The organism is Streptomyces sp. NBC_01431, assembly GCF_036231355.1.
Lineage (GTDB): Bacteria > Actinomycetota > Actinomycetes > Streptomycetales > Streptomycetaceae > Streptomyces.
In genome coordinates this window covers 1541215-1556823 of sequence record NZ_CP109496.1, presented here as the reverse complement: position 1 = coordinate 1556823, position 15609 = coordinate 1541215, and the positions used below count along the sequence as shown (strand labels likewise).

The 15609-nt window shown below is 72.1% G+C and carries 13 protein-coding genes and 2 pseudogenes; 8 read left to right on the top strand and 7 right to left on the bottom strand.

The features are described 5' to 3' along the window. The first annotated feature begins 111 nt into the window (after positions 1 to 111). The gene (locus OG522_RS07265; protein WP_329462118.1) at positions 112 to 2106 is read left to right on the top strand and encodes a putative Ig domain-containing protein; all 1995 of its coding nucleotides are present in this window, start codon (positions 112 to 114) and stop codon (positions 2104 to 2106) included. Positions 2107 to 2189: 83 nt separating this feature from the next. Here the strand turns inward: OG522_RS07265 and OG522_RS07260 are convergent, their stop codons facing one another. From OG522_RS07260 to OG522_RS07250, 3 genes and pseudogenes are all read right to left on the bottom strand, one after another. Then, positions 2190 to 2852: a class I SAM-dependent methyltransferase gene (locus tag OG522_RS07260; RefSeq protein ID WP_329462117.1), complete on the bottom strand. Its 663-nt coding sequence runs from the start codon at positions 2850 to 2852 to the stop codon at positions 2190 to 2192. A 194-nt stretch (positions 2853 to 3046) separates the two neighbouring features. Beyond that, positions 3047 to 3673 (bottom strand): annotated as a pseudogene (locus OG522_RS07255) (TIGR04282 family arsenosugar biosynthesis glycosyltransferase); the annotation flags it as partial. Continuing rightward, positions 3670 to 4386 carry a glycosyltransferase family 2 protein gene (locus OG522_RS07250; protein WP_329462116.1) on the bottom strand — a complete coding sequence of 239 codons (717 nt, stop codon included), beginning with the start codon at positions 4384 to 4386 and terminating at the stop codon, positions 3670 to 3672. The gene OG522_RS07250 and the pseudogene OG522_RS07255, both read right to left, overlap by 4 nt. A gap of 145 nt (positions 4387 to 4531) precedes the next feature. On the opposite strand from OG522_RS07250, the pseudogene OG522_RS07245 reads away from it, so the two are divergent. Further along, positions 4532 to 5230: pseudogene (locus tag OG522_RS07245) on the top strand (response regulator transcription factor); the annotation flags it as partial. Positions 5231 to 5528: 298 nt separating this feature from the next. Then, positions 5529 to 6647: a sensor histidine kinase gene (locus OG522_RS07240; RefSeq protein WP_329462115.1), complete on the top strand. Its 1119-nt coding sequence runs from the start codon at positions 5529 to 5531 to the stop codon at positions 6645 to 6647. Positions 6648 to 6878: 231 nt separating this feature from the next. On the opposite strand, the gene OG522_RS07235 is transcribed toward OG522_RS07240, so the two are convergent. Next, positions 6879 to 7877 (bottom strand): NAD-dependent epimerase/dehydratase family protein, encoded by a 999-nt coding sequence (locus tag OG522_RS07235; protein WP_329462114.1) that lies wholly within the window; start codon positions 7875 to 7877, stop codon positions 6879 to 6881. Between the two features lie 80 nt (positions 7878 to 7957). On the opposite strand from OG522_RS07235, the gene OG522_RS07230 reads away from it, so the two are divergent. Both OG522_RS07230 and OG522_RS07225 read left to right on the top strand, forming a co-directional pair. Then, positions 7958 to 8269, top strand: a complete 312-nt coding sequence (locus OG522_RS07230) for a 4a-hydroxytetrahydrobiopterin dehydratase (protein WP_329462113.1) — start codon at positions 7958 to 7960, stop codon at positions 8267 to 8269. Between the two features lie 22 nt (positions 8270 to 8291). After that, positions 8292 to 9026, top strand: coding sequence for a class I SAM-dependent methyltransferase (locus OG522_RS07225; protein WP_329462112.1), 735 nt, complete (start codon positions 8292 to 8294; stop codon positions 9024 to 9026). A gap of 148 nt (positions 9027 to 9174) precedes the next feature. Here OG522_RS07225 and OG522_RS07220 read toward each other — a convergent pair whose 3' ends face one another. Beyond that, positions 9175 to 9771, bottom strand: coding sequence for a TetR/AcrR family transcriptional regulator (locus OG522_RS07220; protein WP_329462111.1), 597 nt, complete (start codon positions 9769 to 9771; stop codon positions 9175 to 9177). Between the two features lie 164 nt (positions 9772 to 9935). On the opposite strand from OG522_RS07220, the gene OG522_RS07215 reads away from it, so the two are divergent. From OG522_RS07215 to OG522_RS07205, 3 genes are all read left to right on the top strand, one after another. Next, positions 9936 to 10895: an alpha/beta hydrolase family protein gene (locus OG522_RS07215; protein WP_329462110.1), complete on the top strand. Its 960-nt coding sequence runs from the start codon at positions 9936 to 9938 to the stop codon at positions 10893 to 10895. Between the two features lie 87 nt (positions 10896 to 10982). After that, positions 10983 to 11942 carry a class I SAM-dependent methyltransferase gene (locus tag OG522_RS07210; protein WP_329462109.1) on the top strand — a complete coding sequence of 320 codons (960 nt, stop codon included), beginning with the start codon at positions 10983 to 10985 and terminating at the stop codon, positions 11940 to 11942. A gap of 304 nt (positions 11943 to 12246) precedes the next feature. Beyond that, positions 12247 to 13317 (top strand): S1 family peptidase, encoded by a 1071-nt coding sequence (locus OG522_RS07205; protein ID WP_443074669.1) that lies wholly within the window; start codon positions 12247 to 12249, stop codon positions 13315 to 13317. A gap of 57 nt (positions 13318 to 13374) precedes the next feature. Here the strand turns inward: OG522_RS07205 and OG522_RS07200 are convergent, their stop codons facing one another. Further along, complete coding sequence (locus OG522_RS07200) at positions 13375 to 14070, bottom strand: hypothetical protein (protein WP_329462108.1); 696 nt, start codon at positions 14068 to 14070, stop codon at positions 13375 to 13377. Between the two features lie 151 nt (positions 14071 to 14221). After that, positions 14222 to 15604 (bottom strand): S53 family peptidase, encoded by a 1383-nt coding sequence (locus OG522_RS07195; RefSeq protein ID WP_329462107.1) that lies wholly within the window; start codon positions 15602 to 15604, stop codon positions 14222 to 14224. Between the last annotated feature and the right edge of the window lie 5 nt (positions 15605 to 15609).

Below are 15609 nucleotides of genomic sequence, written 5' to 3'. Positions count from 1 at the left end.
CGCATCACACGTACTGCCGCACGCGCCGGATCCGTCCCACCGACACCCACAGAACCCGGCAGTTCCGCATGCTCCGATCCGGCGAACCAACCCCCCATGGAGGGCAGTTCCTTGAACTTGAAGAGACCCTTCGGCCTCCCCAGGCTGACCGGACGCGCCACCACCGCCGCCCTGTCCGCCGCGGCCCTCGTCACCGGCGGACTCATCGCCGTGGCCCCGTCCGTCGCAGCCGCCACCGACTCCGGCAGCCAGCCCGCCCACACCCAGCGGCTGTGCGCCCAGCCCGCCAAGGCCGGCATGATGTCCTGCCTGGCCCTGGCCCGCACGGATGTCCAGCACCACCTCGGCATATCCCCGGCCGCCGCCCCCTCCGGCTACGGCCCCACCGACCTGCAGAGCGCCTATGCCCTGTCGGCGAGCGCGGGATCCGGCGCGACCGTGGCGATCGTCGACGCCCAGGACGACCCCAACGCCGAGTCGGACCTGGCCACCTACCGCTCGCAGTACGGACTGCCCGCCTGCACCACCGCCAACGGCTGCTTCAAGAAGGTCGACCAGAACGGCGGCACCAGCTACCCGACCGCCGACTCGGGCTGGGCCGGTGAGATCTCCCTCGACGTCGACATGGTCAGCGCCGTCTGCCCGCAGTGCCACATCCTGCTCGTCGAGGCGACGTCCGCGACCATGGACGACCTCGGCACCGCCGTGAACCGCGCCGTCACCATGGGCGCCAAGTACGTCTCCAACAGCTACGGCGGCAGCGAGGACTCCACCGACCCGACGTCGGACTCCTCCTACTTCAACCACCCGGGCGTCGCCATCACCGTCTCCTCCGGTGACAGCGGCTACGGCGTCGAATACCCGGCCGCCTCCCAGTACGTCACCGCGGTCGGCGGTACGTCGCTCAGCCGCGCCAGCAACTCACGCGGCTGGTCCGAGTCGGTCTGGGGCACCAGCTCCGGCGGCCAGGGCGCGGGCTCGGGCTGCTCGGCCTACGACCCCAAGCCGTCCTGGCAGAAGGACACCGGCTGCGCCAAGCGCGCCGTCGCCGACGTCTCCGCGGTCGCCGACCCCGCCACCGGCCTTGCCGTGTACGACAGTTACCAGGCCTCCGGCTGGAACGTGTACGGCGGCACCAGCGCCTCCTCGCCGATCATCGCGAGCGTGTACGCCCTGGCCGGCACCCCGGCCGCGGGTACCGCCCCGGCGTCCTACCCCTACGCCCACCCCGGTTCGCTGAACGACGTCACCTCCGGCGCCAACGGCAGTTGCAGCCCCGCCTACCTGTGCACGGCGGGCGCGGGCTACGACGGACCGACCGGCCTCGGCACCCCGAACGGCACCGCGGCCTTCACCGGCGGCACCAGCACCGGTAACACCGTCTCGGTGGCCAACCCCGGCAACCAGTCGACGCAGGTCAACACCGCGGCCTCGCTCCAGATGAAGGCCACCGACTCCGACAGCAGCCAGTCGCTGACCTACAGCGCCACCGGGCTTCCGGCCGGACTGTCCATCAACGCCTCGACCGGTCTGATCTCCGGCACCCCGACCACCGCCGGATCCTCCAACGTCACGGTCACCGCCAAGGACTCCACCAACGCCAGTGGCTCGACGTCCTTCACCTGGAACGTCACCACCGCGGGCGGCGGCTGCACCGCGACCCAGCTGCTCGGCAACCCCGGCTTCGAGACCGGCAGTGCCGCACCCTGGTCGGCGACCGCGGGCGTCATCGACAACTCCAGTGGTGAGGCTGCGCACTCCGGCTCCTGGAAGGCCTGGCTCGACGGCTACGGCACCAGCCACACCGACACGCTCTCCCAGTCGGTGACCATCCCGGCCGGCTGCCACGCCACCCTCACCTACTACCTGCACATCGACACCCAGGAGACGACCGGCTCCACCGCCTACGACAAGCTGACGGTGACGGCCGGTTCGACCAACCTGGCGAGCTACTCCAACCTCAACAAGAACACCGGCTTCGCCCAGAAGTCCTTCGACCTCTCCTCGTTCGCGGGGCAGACGGTGACCATCAAGTTCAACGGTGTGGAGGACAGCAGCCTGGCCACGTCGTTCGTCATCGACGACACCGCGGTCAACGTGAGCTGATCCGCTGACCCGAGCAGGGTCGAACAGGGGGAGGGCGGGGCGGGGGAGGTTCCCCGTCCCGCCCTCCCCCGGCACATGGGAGCTCACCCGCGCCGCAGCGCCACGAAGGGGCGGCCCGCAGCGGTCCACCGCCCGGCCGGACGCAGCCCCAAGGGGCGGGCGCAGGCCAGCAGCGCGTTCGTGCCGAGCCGCGCCCAGGGGAAGTCCCTACCCATGGCACCCCGCGCGTCGGCGATCCGCACCAGAAGGCGCTCGTCGATCTCGTACGGTGCCGCCTCGGCGAGCAACAGCCCGCCGGGGGCCAGGAGTTGGGCGGCCCGGCCCAGCAGTGCGGCCGGGTCGCCACCGATGCCCACATTGCCGTCGAGGAGCAGAGCGGTGTCCCACCGCCCCTCGCCGGGCAGCTGGTCGAAGACCGAACGGCACAGCGCGCTGCCACCCAGGGCGCGGGTGCGCCGGACCGCCTCCGGGCTCACATCGACCCCGAGTGCGGCGACGCCCTCGGCGGCGAGCGCGGCGACCAGCCGACCCGGCCCGCACCCGATGTCCAGGACCGTGCCCCGGCAGCGACGCAGCACGGTTCGGTCCGCCAAGTCCGGCTCCGCGCACCAGCGTTCGACCTCAAGCGGAAGCAGCCAGCCGTCGGGCCTGCGCAGAAACAGCGGCCCGCGTCCTGAGCGCAGCGCGTCCGTGTAGGGGTCGGCATGCCAGGCCACGGGCGCGGTGGCGGTGAGCGCTCTCATCATGGGCGCGTCCGAACTGTGCGGGATTGAGGCGCTGTTGAGAGCACCCTCGCGTTGGGTGGGGCGTCGGCTCCGGGAGGTCGGCTTGCCGTTGGGAGTGCCCTCGCCACGGATGGCGCGTCGGCCCCGGGAGGGCGACCTGCCGTTGGGAGCGTCCCGGCGAAGAACGCCTCACCGGCGAACGGCGCGTCGCCCCGCACCGACCGGGCGAAGCGGCCGTGCGGCGCCTCGGCCGCCACCAGGTGGGCGTCCCGCGCGGTGTCCACGTCCCGCAGCAGCGCCAGCTCACGCACCACGAGCCCCGCCTCCACCAACCGCTGCCGCTGCACGCGCCCGGTCTCGGACACCGACATCGGAACCCCGCGCAGCAACGAAGGGTCGGGCTCGGTGAGGCCCAGGGCCCAGAACCCGCCGTCCTCGGCCGGCCCGAACCACGCGTCGCGCGGCCCCGACTCCGCCAGCGCCGGCGCGAGCAGGGCAGGGCTCACCTGCGGGGTGTCCATGCCGATGAGCAGCGCGGGTCCGGTGCACGCCGCGAACGCCGCCGCGATCCGCTCGTCAAGCCCGCCCGCACACTGCGGCACCACCTCGATGCCCTCCGGCAGCCACGGCCCCGGCTCGCCGTCGAGCACCAGGACCCTTCGGCGTACGGGAGCGGCGAGCACCGCGTCGAGCGTGTCGGCGAGCGACGCCTCGGCGATCCGAGCCGCCTCCTGCGGGGTGTACGGCGGAGTGAGCCGCGTCTTGACCCGGCCCGGTACCGGCGCCTTCGCGAGGACGAGCAGCGTCGTGTCCGACCCGGCCGGGCAACCAGGCTCCCTCATCGGGCACCTGCCGACGCGCGGGCGATCACAGGCGGCTCGGCAAGGACTTGGCGCATGTCGTGCACCGCCTGCCACGTACCCCGCCAGGTGCCCGTGACCTTCGACTTCCCCGCGCGCGGCCGGTACGGCACCTCGCGCTCGCTCACCCGCCACCCGGCGTCCGCCGCGCGCACCACCATCTGGAGCGGATAGCCGCTGCGCCGGTCGGTGAGGCCGAGCCCGAGCAGCGCCTCGCGACGCGCGGCCCGCAGCGGCCCGAGGTCGTGCAGCCGCAGCCCGGTGCGCCGTCGCAGCATCCGTGCGAGCGCCAGGTTCCCGGCCCGCGCGTGCAGTGGCCAGGCGCCGCGCCCCTGCGGCCGCCGCCGACCGAGCACCAGGTCGGCGTCGCCGGACGCGACCTCTCTCACATAGGGGACGAGCTCGGCGGGATCGAGGGAGGCGTCGCAGTCGCAGAAGCAGACGTACTCGGCCTCGGCGGCGAGCAGCCCGGCGTGGCAGGCCGCGCCGAAACCCCGGCGCGGCTCGTGCACGACCCGCGCGCCGAGCGCGCGCGCCACCTCGGGCGAACCGTCCGTCGAGCCGTTGTCGACCACGACGGCCCGCCAGCCGTCCGGGATCCGGGAGAGCACCCAGGGCAGCGCCTCGGCCTCGTCCAGGCAGGGCAACACGACGTCCACGGTCGCCGCACACTGTGCGGAAGGGGATTCAGTCACGCCCTTACCGTACGAATCCAAACCGGGCAAAGCGGATTTCCGGTTCTTACGAAACGCGGACGTCGCCCGCCTGGGGCCCGCCCGGCGCAGACGGGCGCAGCCGAGTGGTGCGAGGCTGGGCGGCATGCACAGCACCGAGAGCCGCATCCTGGTCGTCGACGACGACCCGACCGTCGCCGAGGTCGTCACCGGGTACCTGGAACGCGCCGGCCACACCGTCGTCCTCGCCTGCGACGGCTCAGCCGCCCTCCAGGCGGCGGCCCAGCACCGGCCCGACCTGGTGGTGCTCGACCTGATGCTGCCCGGCATGGACGGTCTGGAGGTCTGCCGCAGGCTGCGCGCTGACGCCCCGGTGCCGGTGATCATGCTGACCGCGCGGGGCGACGAGGACGACCGCATCCTCGGCCTGGAGATAGGCGCCGACGACTACGTGACGAAGCCCTTCAGCCCGCGCGAGCTGGTGCTCCGCGTCGAATCCGTACTGCGCAGGGCCCGCACCGCCACCGTCCGTCCCGGCCCGCGCGTGTCCCGCTCCGGCATCGCGCTCGACCCGGCCGCCCGCACGGCGTCCAAGAACGGACGCGAACTGGCCCTGACCCTGCGGGAGTTCGACCTCCTGGCCTACCTCCTCGCCCGCCCCGGCGAGGCGATCTCCCGGGAGCGGCTGATGCACGAGGTGTGGGGCTGGGAGTTCGGTGACCTGTCCACAGTGACCGTCCACGTCCGCCGCCTGCGCGGCAAGATCGAATCCGACCCGGCAAAACCCGCCCTGATCCGCACGGTGTGGGGGGTGGGGTACCGCTTCGAGGCGGAGCCCGGTGAGAGTGGAGTCGCGGCGGGCGGGGACGAGTCGGCGGAGCACATGGTCGAGCCGCCCGCGGGTGGGCCGCACGTACCTGTGGACCACATGGTCGAGCCGCATATGGTCGAGCCGCACGTACCTGGGGACCACATGGTTGAGCCGCACGTACCTGCGGACCACATGGTTGAGCCCCGCGGGGGCGAGCCGCACACGTCTGCGGACCACATGGTCGACCCGCACGCAGCCGCGCGGCACGATCTCGGGGTGGCTCCGCCCGGTATGCGCCGGGCCGAGCCCGACCGCGCCGGGGCGGACGCTGCCGTACGCCAGGGGGTCGGCCATGAGTGACGTCCTGCTCATCGCCCTGTACGCCTTCCTCGGCGCGGCCGCCGCCGGGCTCGGCGGGGCGCTGGCCCTGCGGCTGCTGCGCCATCGCTCGCTCACCGCGTCCGTGGCGGTGGTCGCCGCTGTCGCCGTCCTCGCGATGCTCGCCGGCACGCTCGCCGTCGCCTGGGCGATGCTTCTGAACTCCCACGACCTGACGGTGGTGACCGTGGTCGTCGCCATGGCCGCGGTCGCGTCCCTGGCCACCGCGCTGCTCCTCGGGCGTCGGGTCGTCGCGAGCAGCCGCCGCCTCGCGCTCGCCACCCGCTCGTTCGGCGACGGCGGCCGGTTCGACGCCCCCGCCGGACCGGCGACCGCCGAACTGGCCGCCCTCAGCCGGGAGTTGGCGGTGACCAGTGCGAAGCTGACGGAGTCACGCGAACGGGAGCGGGCCCTGGAAACCTCGCGGCGCGAACTCGTCGCCTGGATCTCGCACGACCTGCGGACGCCGCTCGCCGGTCTCCGCGCCATGGCCGAGGCCCTCGAAGACGGTATGGCCAAGGACCCGGACCGCTACTTCCGGCAGATCAGAACCGAGGTCGAACGCCTCAACTCGATGGTCGGCGACCTCTTCGAACTCTCCCGCATCCACGCCGGAGCGCTCTCGCTCAACCCGGCCCGGATGTCCGTCCACGACCTGATCGGCGACGCACTGGCCGGCGCGGACCCGCTGGCCCGCGAGCACGGGGTGCGCCTCGTCGGAGAGCGCGTCGACGTCGTGCCGGTCGAGGTCGACGGCAAGGAGATGACCCGCGTCCTCGCGAACCTCCTGGTCAACGCCATCCGCCACACCCCGGCCGACGGCACCGTCGCGGTCGCGGCAGAGGACCGGGGGAGCGCGGTCACCCTCTCCGTCACCGACGGCTGCGGCGGCATCTCCGAGGACGACCTGCCCCGGGTCTTCGACACCGGCTGGCGCGGCACCGCGGCCCGCACCCCGCCCGGTGGCGCGGGCCTCGGCCTCGCGATCGTCCGCGGCATCGTGGAAGCGCACGCCGGGCGCGCAGAGGTACGCAATGTGGCAGGCGGCTGCCGCTTCGAACTGACCCTCCCGGCAGCACCGGCCCATCAGTAGCGGACGGCGACGGGGCCGGGGCCGGGGTGTGCCCGGCTTCGTCTTTGAGCTGGCGTCTTGGCGGCACCGGCTCATCAGTACCCGACGGGCCCGGGGTCGGGCGTGCGCCCCGGCTCCGGCCCCGAGCTGACGTCCCGGCAGCACCGGGCCATCAGCAGCCGACGCCGACGCCGACGCCGACGGGGCCCGGGGCGCGCCCCCCGGCCCCGCCCTCGGTGGGCTCCCCACCCCTTACGCTTCCGCCGCTGCGAACTCCGCCATCCCCTCCTCGAATCCGACCACCGGCTTCCACCCCAGCTCGCGCCGCAGCCGCGCCGAGTCCGCGGTGATGTGCCGTACGTCGCCGAGCCGGTACTCGCCCGTCACCACCGGGGCCGGGCCGCCGTGCGCGCGGGCCAGGGCCGAGGCCATCTCGCCCACGGTGTGCGGGGTCCCGCTGCCCGTGTTGTACGCGGTGAGTGCGCCGGGCGGGCGGCCCGTCAGCGCTTCGAGGGCCACCACGTTCGCCTCCGCCACATCGCGTACGTGCACGAAGTCGCGACGCTGGCGGCCGTCCTCGAAGACCCGTGGCGCCTCGCCCCGGGCCAGCGCCGAACGGAAGAAGGAGGCCACCCCCGCATAGGGCGTGTCGCGGGGCATCCCCGGCCCGTACACGTTGTGGTAGCGCAGCGACACCGCCCGCCCCCCGGTCGCCCGCGCCCAGGCCGCGGCCAGGTGCTCCTGCGCCAGCTTGGTGGTGGCGTACACGTTGCGCGGATCGACGGGCGCGTCCTCCGCGACCAGACCCGGGCTCAACTCCGCCTCACAGTACGGGCATTGGGGTTCGAAGCGCCCCGCGTCGAGCCACTCGGCCGGCCGGGGGCCGGGGCGTACGACACCGTGCTCGGCGCACTCGTAGCGGCCCTCCCCGTAGACCACCATCGACCCCGCGAGGACCAGCTCCCGGACCCCGGCGTCGGCCATTGCCGTGAGGAGCACCGCCGTGCCGAAGTCGTTGCAGCTCACATACGAGGGCGCGTCGCCGAACCCGGTGCCGAGGCCCACCATCGCGGCCTGGTGGCACACCGCGTCCACCCCGCGCAGCGCCCGCGCGACGGATTCCGGATCGCGGACGTCGTCCCCGGCCCGGACCGCCCGGTCCAGGACGAGCGGCTCGTGGCCGTGTGCGGCCAGCGCTGTGACAATGTGCGAGCCGATGAAGCCCGCGCCTCCCGTGACAAGTACACGCATAGGGGAGACGCTACGCATGTGGAGTCTTCCGGTCACCACTCCACTCCGTCATGTCACCGCCCCGTAAGGAGTCTTCGGACATGTCCCTTGAGCCGCTGTCGCAGAAGGACGTCGAGGACCGGCTGCGCGAGCTTCCCGGCTGGTCGCTGTCGGACGACCACGACCGGATCTCGCGCACCTACCGCCTGGCCGACCACTTCGCCGCGACCGCCATGGTCGTCCACGTCGCCCAGATCCAGGAGGAGCTCGGCCACCATTCCGACCTCACCCTCGGCTACAACACGATCGCCCTGTCCGTGAACACCCATTCCGCGGGCGGCGCACTCACCGAGCGGGACTTCCAACTCGCCCACCGCGTAGAGGAGATCGCCCCCGGCCACGGCGCCGGATGACCTTGCTCGTATGGTGAGCCGCATGCCGGACTACGACGTGGAAGCGGCCCACTACGATGCCACGCGCGGCGGCGTGCCCCGAGCCGACGCCGCCGCCGCGGCCGTTCTCGGGCTCGTCCCCGAGACCGCCCGCACCCTGCTCGACATCGGCTGTGGCACCGGCCTGGTCACCCAGCGTCTGAACCGGTCCGGCCTGCGCGTCCACGGGGCCGACGCCTCGTCCGGCATGGCGCGCATCGCGGCCTCCCGGGTCGGGCCCACGATCGTACGCGCCGACGTCGCTCAACTCCCTTTCCGGGACGAGTCGTTGGACGCGGTGAGCGCGGTGTGGCTGCTGCACCTGGCCCGGATCGCCTCCCACGCCGTCGTGGCCGAGGCGGCACGTGTACTGAGGCCCGGCGGAGTGTTCGTCACGACCGTCGACAAGGACGCCGGCCACGACGTCGGCTCCGACATCGACGGGCTGCTCACCCCGCACCGCACCGGCACCCCCTCCGACCGCGCCGACCTCATCACGTCCTACGCCGCCCGGCACGGTCTCGTCCCGGTGGCTGAGGCCCGCTTCCCCGGCCACGGCCAGGGGCGCACCCCGCTCGCCGCCGCGGACGCGGTCCGGCGCGGCCGCTTCGAGTCCTGGCTGTCCCTGACCGGTCGGCCCGCCGAGCAGCTGGCCGCCTCCCTGGCCGCACTGCCGGACCCGGAACTCCCTCGCGCGGACCCGGAATACCGGTTGCTGGCGCTACGGAAAGCGGCTTGAGGGAAGCGGGCGCCTGCCTGCGGACGGGCCTGCCCGGCGACCTCGCCTCGATGCGCCCGTCGCCGTCAGGAAGGCTGCGACTACCCCTCAGGAAGGACCCGCCGTCAGCAGCACTGCGACTCGCCGTCCGGAAGGATGCGGCTCGCCGTCAGGAAGGCTGCGACCGCTGTAGTCCCTGAAGGAGCAGTTCGACCAGTCGGCGGGGGTCGTAGCGGGGATCGCTGTCACGCCCGATGCAGAGGTTGCCGATGCCCCGCATCAGTTCGTAGGCGTGCGTACCGGGCCTGATCTCCTCGGCGCCGACCGCGGCGTCGAGCAGCCGCTCGCACACGGGCACCAACCGGTCGAGGAAGTAGGCGTGCAGCGCGTCGAAGCCGCTGCTGTCCGACTGCATCGCGTTGGCGAGTCCGTGTTTGGTGACCAGGAAGTCGACGAAGAGGTCGACCCACTGGCGCAGTGCCGCGAGGGGAGAGTCGGCACTGCTCAGCAGGCTCGGGCCCGCCTCGGCGCATGCCTCCACCTGATGACGGTAGACGGCGACGACGAGGTCCGCCCGGGTCGGGAAGTGGCGGTAGATCGTCCCCATCCCGACCCCCGCGCTCGCCGCGATCTCACGGATCGGCGCGTCGATGCCCGAGGTGACGAACACCCGGGCGGCGGCGTCGAGCAGCGTCTGCTGGTTCCGCAGCGCATCGGCCCGTTTGCCCCGGGCCGGTACCTCCCCGGGCTGGCTCGCAGGGGACACCGCGCTCTCCTTCCGACAGTCGTTGACTAAACGGAACAGCGCTCCGTATATTAAACGGAACAGCGCTCCGCTTCATTTTCCAGCGTAGCCGATCCTCATCGCCATGCCTGCCACCGATCCGAAACCGGCGGCGGAGCAGTGGTCTTCGAAGGGAACCGCACGTCATGAGTGAAACAGCCTCCCGGATCGACACCTTCAAGGAGCCGAGGCCGGTCCTCTCGGTCAGTCCGGTGGTCCTGTCCGTTCCCGGCCGAGCCGTGGATCTGGAGGTACGCGTCTCCGCGCCCCTGACCGGGAGCGATCTGCCCGTCATCCTCCTCTCGCACGGCCAGGGCCACTCCCACCACCTCTCCTCGCTGAACGGCTACGCCCCCCTCGTCAACTTCTGGGCGGCACACGGCTTCGCCGTGATCCAGCCCACCCATCTCAGCTCCACGGAACTGAAGCTGGACCCCGCCACCCCGGGGGCGCCCATGTACTGGCGATCGCGCGCCGAGGACATGTGCCACATCCTCGACCGGCTCGACGCGATCGAAGCCGCCGTCCCGACGCTCCGCGGCCGTCTGGACCACGGCAGGGTCGTGGTGGCCGGGCACTCGATGGGCGGCCACACGGCGAGTCTCCTGCTGGGCGCCCGCCTCACCGATCCTGACGACGGCAGGGAAGTGAACCTGACCGAGCCGCGCATCAAGGCGGGTGTACTGCTCGCCGCCCCGGGCGCCGGAGGCGACGCCCTCACCCGGCCCATGGCGGAGCACTTCCCCTTCTTGCTGACCCCGGACTTCTCCACGATGACGGCGCCCGCCCTGGTGGTCGCCGGTGACAAGGACGCCTCCGCCCACCTGACGGTCCGCGGCCCCGACTGGCACGCCGACCCGTATGTGCTCTCCCCGGGGCCCAAGTCCCTGCTCACCCTGTTCGACGCCGAACACGGCCTCGGCGGGATCTCGGGGTACGACGTCGCCGAGACCACGGACGAGAACCCCGAGCGCGTATCCGCTGTCCAGCGCCTCACCTTGGCCTACCTCCGCACCGAGCTCTACCCCGGGGACGCCGCCTGGCAGACGGAGCGCGACAGGCTGACCACCGGACCGGCCGCCCTGGGTCGCGTCGAATCCAAGTAGGCCGAATCCTCCCGCAAAACACGGGGATCTTTGCGAAAACAGCAAATGAGCTTCCGGTTTTGGCGAGGAATACGTGACTGTGGCGGCATGAAGCGCTCTCGCGACCAGCGGCACTCGCCTGCCCCACAGCACTCACCCGCTCCACAGTCGTCTGCCCCACCGCAGTCGCACGCCCCGCACCACGGCCACGGCGCGGATGGGGCCGACATCGACTGGGAGCGCCTGGCTCCCCTCCTCGAAAACGAGGCGGAAGTGCTCCGGCCCGTCTACGAACAGGCCGCCGCCCGCCTCGCCGAACTGCGCCCCGCCGCCGGGATCCGGCGCATCATCGACATCGGCAGCGGGCCCGGAGTGGTCAGCTGTCTGCTGGCCGAGGCGTTCCCGGCGGCGGACGTGGTGGCCGTCGATTCGACGCCCGCACTCCTGGCGCGCGCCCGCATGCGCGCCGAGCGACTCGGACTGGCCGCACGGGTCCATACCCTGGAGGCGCAAGTGCCCGACCAGTTGGGCGAGTTGGGGCGGGCCGACCTGATCTGGATGGGTAATTCGCTGCACCATATGGGCGATCAGCGCGCGGCCCTGACGGCTGTCGGGGAACTGCTGCGGCCCGGCGGCGCGCTGCTGCTCGTCGAGGGCGGCCTTCAGGCCCGCCACCTGCCGCGCGACCTCGGCATCGGGCGGCCGGGACTTGAGGCGAGGATGGAGGTCGCCGCCGAGGAGGGGTTCGCGAGCATGCGCGCCGGACTGCCGGGCGTGAAGCACGAGACGGAGGACTGGGCCGCGCTGTTCACCGCCGCCGGCCTTGAGCCCACCGGCGCGCGTTCCTACCTGGCCGACCACCCTGCGCCCGTCGACACGTCCGTACGGGACTTCGTGATCGCCGGGTTCGCCCGGCGCCGGGAGTCACTGGCCGACGGGTTGTCCAAGGAGGATCTGGCCACGCTCGACCGGCTGCTCGACCCGGCCGACCCCCAGGGCCTCGCGAACCGCCCCGATGTCTTCATGCTGACGGCCAAGTCCGTCCACATCGCCCTCGTGAAGCGGTAACCGGCGCCCGAGGCGTCTCTCGCGTTTCGGGCCAACTCCCGTGCGGTTCAACAGAGTTACGTCACCGGCAGGCACAGCTCCTCCGTGTGTCGCCCCACTCTTGCCGCAAGTGGGCCCAACTCCCTCACATAGCACGCGAGTTCATTACTTGCGCAAGGCTGCAAGGGTGGGATACTCGACCCGTTGAGTTGGCATGCACGCGATAAGTCCCGGGGATCCCGGTCGACGCGTGGGCAGGCCGACGCATCGGACGGGCCCGGCGAACACCCGCGTCCGGGCTCAACCCCCCACAGGAGGTTTCGAGTTGAAGCAGCGATGGATCTCTGGCAGACGCGCGGCCACCGCCGCGGCGGGAGCCCTGGCGCTCGGCGCGACGCTGACGATGCAGAACGCCGCCGCCACCCCCGCACCAACCGCCGATACGCAGTCCGCCAGCTCGGCCGGACAGCTGGCCCACCGGATCGACACCACTCTCGCGGGCCGCACGGCGGGCTCGTACTACGACGCCCGGAGCAAGAAGCTCGTGGTGAACGTGGTCGACGCCGCGGCCGCCGACAGCGTGCGCAAGGCGGGCGGCGAACCCCGTACCGTCACACACTCGATGGCCCAACTCAAGGCAGCGCGCCAGGAGTTGAAGGCCAAGGCGTCCATACCGGGAACCGCGTGGTCGATGGACCCGGTGAGCAACAAGCTGGTCGTCAAGGCCGACCGCACCGTCACCGGTGACCGGCTCGCGAAGCTCAACACAGTGGTCCGCGGCCTCGGCGACACGGTCACCCTGAAGCGAACGGCCGGACGCTTCCAGCCGCTCATCGCGGGCGGCGACGCGATCTGGGGCAGCAGCGCCCGCTGCTCGCTCGGCTTCAACGTCACCGTGGGCGGCCAACCGTACTTCCTGACCGCCGGGCACTGCGGCAACGCGGTCTCCAGCTGGTCCGACCAGCAGGGCGGTTCGGAGATCGCCGTCACCGAGGCGTCCACGTTCCCCGGCCACGACTACGCCCTGGTGCGCTACACCAGCGACATCGACCATCCGAGCGCGGTGGACCTGTACAACGGCTCCGCGCAGCAGATCACTGGCGCCGGAAACGCCACCGTCGGCGAGCAGGTCCAGCGCAGTGGATCCACCACTGGCGTCAACGGCGGTCAGGTCACCGGCCTGGACGCCACCGTGACGTACCAGGAAGGCCAGGTGAACGGCCTGATCGACACCACCGTCTGTGCGGAACCCGGCGACAGCGGAGGTTCGCTCTTCGACGGCGGTACGGCGCTGGGTCTCACCTCCGGCGGCAGCGGCGACTGCAGCTCGGGCGGCGAGACGTTCTTCCAGCCCGTGCCGGACGCGCTCCAGGCGTACGGCGCGCAGATCGGCTGAGCCCGGGGCCGTCCCGGTCGGACGTTCTGTGCCGCTGGAGCCGAGCGGCACAGAACGTCACGAGGCGTCGCCGGTCAGCAGGTGCTCCGGCGCCGACCGGAACGTCCACACCCCGGCCCGGCGCGTGAACACCCATACCAGGTCGAAGCGGTCGGGCCACACCTTCGGCACCCCGGCGGCCCGCGAGGCGCCCAGCGCGTCGACGATGGGCGGGATCCGGGAGTGCTCCCAGCAGATGAGCACGGGGGCCGTCGCCGCGAGAGCGGCGGCGGCCAGCTCCTTCTCCTCGCCCTCCGCGAAATCGGTGTTCACCCGCAGGTGGAGGGCCGCGCCAAGTGGCGTCACGGTCTGCCGCATCCGGTGGGCCCCCGCGTGCGGGCCCTGGTCCGCCGCGGCGTAGAGGGCCGCGGGTCGGGGGAAGGCGGACGATCCGGAGGCGGGGGCTCCGCTCGCGCCGGCCGCCCCGGCCGCGAACAGCGCGGGCAGCGCATGCGCGCGCTCCCAGCCGCGCCGCGTCAACGACTTCTTGTCCTGCTTGCCGGCCTCGTCGAACCCCGGATCGCCGGAGCCCGGCTTCTCGCCGTGCCGAATGATCATGATGGTGGTGTCGTGGCCGGCGTCGGGCGGCGCCGCCGGACTCCTGGACGCGGAAGGCGCGTCATGGCTCGTGCCGCAGCCCGCTGCCACGACCGGCGCGGCCAGTGCCAGACCCATCAGCATCGTCCGCCGTGTCGGGCCGTTCCGCTGAATCACGCTCGTACCTCTTCTTCCGGCGCGGCCCACGCGGCCGTGCCAACCCGCTTGACGCGGGGGGCGGCCCCGGGGTTCCGCGAACAAGTGCCTCACGACGAAGCCGCCGCCCGGGGTCCGGGCGGCGGCGTCATCATGCGAGGGTGCGGTGCCGTCAGTGGTGGCGGCTCTCGCGGGCCAGCGCGGGCACGAAACGGGCGGCGTCGATGGTGCCGACGCCGGTCGCCATGTCGTAGCCGTTCACCGCGGTGTAGCCGGTGACGCCCTGGTAGCTGTTGTTCGTACCGTCGTTGACGTCCACGAGACCGCTGCTCGGCTTGTAGCCCTGGTGCTTGTACAGCGAGTACAGCGCGTCGTTGATGTTGCCGAGGCGGTGCCCGGCGGCCTGGTCGGCGAGGGCGACGATGCCGGAGAACAGCGGGCTCGCCTCGCTGGTGCCGCCGGAGACGTCCCAGCCCACGGCGGTCGGGTCGTAGCTGGAGTAGACCCAGGCGCCACCGTTGACCGCTGCGGCCATCGAGATGTCCGGGGTGCCGCGGCGGTTGCCGGTGGCCGAACGCACGCCGTTCTGGTACGACGGGCGCTCGAAGACGTGCGACTGGCCGCCGCCGCCCGCTCCGTTGTCGTTGTACACGCTCTCCGGGCTGAGCCGGTTGCCCTTGTCGTCCAGGTGCAGCTGGGTGCCGCCGATCGAGGTGACCAGCGGGTCCGAGGACGGCCAGGAATTCACGCGCTCCTTGTAGTAGCCGCTGCCGTCCGCGGTGTTGTCGGTGGCGCCGCCGTCACCGGAGGAGGCGAGCACGGTCACACCGTGCGCGGCCGCGTCCTTGAACGCGTACCGCAGGTTCTTGATGCTGGAGAAGTCGCCCTTGTCGAAGCCCGGGAAGGTGTTCTCCGTGGCGCCGAAGCTCTGCGTGATGACATCGCCGACGCCGTGGTCGATCAGGTACTTCTCGGCGTCCATCATCTCGGGCAGACCGGTGACGCCCTCGGTCTCCGCGACCGCGGTCTCGACCAGGACGATCTTCGCGTCCGGCGCCACGGCGTGAGCCATCTCGACGTCGAGCGTGGACTCACCGGCCCAGCCGGTCATGTCCTTGTTCTTCGGGTCCCACTTGGGTACGTTGCCCCACTTGACCACGTCGACCTTGCTACTGGGAATGCCGTACTGCTTGCTGTAGACGTCCAGGTCGTGCTGGATGGTCGGCGAGCCGAAGGAGTCCACGATCACGATCGTGCGGCCCTTGCCGGTGATGCCCGCCTTGTAGAGCGGGTTGAGGTTGTACGCCTGGCGGTACTGGAGCGGGCCGTAGCAGGCGATCTTCCACTTGGCCTGGCACTGCTCGGTGCTGAGCGGGCCGCTGGTCGAGTGGGCGAGCTGGTGCCCGGCGATCGCCGGTACGGGCTTCACCTGCGGTGTGGCAGGCGCGGCGGTGGCGGACCCGGTCAGCGGGGTGGCTATCACCGCGGCAGCGGCGAGGGCGGTGGCCCCAACTGTCGCTGCTGCGGAACGAGTCCGGGGGCGGGCTATGCGCATGAATG

Bases quoted from the DNA above. Each gene is read 5' to 3' on its own strand.
- OG522_RS07235 (WP_329462114.1), bottom strand. From the start codon at position 7,877: ATGCGTGTACTTGTCACGGGAGGCGCGGGCTTCATCGGCTCGCACATT.
- OG522_RS07240 (WP_329462115.1), top strand. From the start codon at position 5,529: ATGAGTGACGTCCTGCTCATCGCCCTGTACGCCTTCCTCGGCGCGGCC.
- OG522_RS07210 (WP_329462109.1), top strand. From the start codon at position 10,983: ATGAAGCGCTCTCGCGACCAGCGGCACTCGCCTGCCCCACAGCACTCA.
- OG522_RS07225 (WP_329462112.1), top strand. From the start codon at position 8,292: ATGCCGGACTACGACGTGGAAGCGGCCCACTACGATGCCACGCGCGGC.
- OG522_RS07215 (WP_329462110.1), top strand. From the start codon at position 9,936: ATGAGTGAAACAGCCTCCCGGATCGACACCTTCAAGGAGCCGAGGCCG.
- OG522_RS07260 (WP_329462117.1), bottom strand. From the start codon at position 2,852: ATGATGAGAGCGCTCACCGCCACCGCGCCCGTGGCCTGGCATGCCGAC.
- OG522_RS07195 (WP_329462107.1), bottom strand. From the start codon at position 15,604: ATGCGCATAGCCCGCCCCCGGACTCGTTCCGCAGCAGCGACAGTTGGG.
- OG522_RS07230 (WP_329462113.1), top strand. From the start codon at position 7,958: ATGTCCCTTGAGCCGCTGTCGCAGAAGGACGTCGAGGACCGGCTGCGC.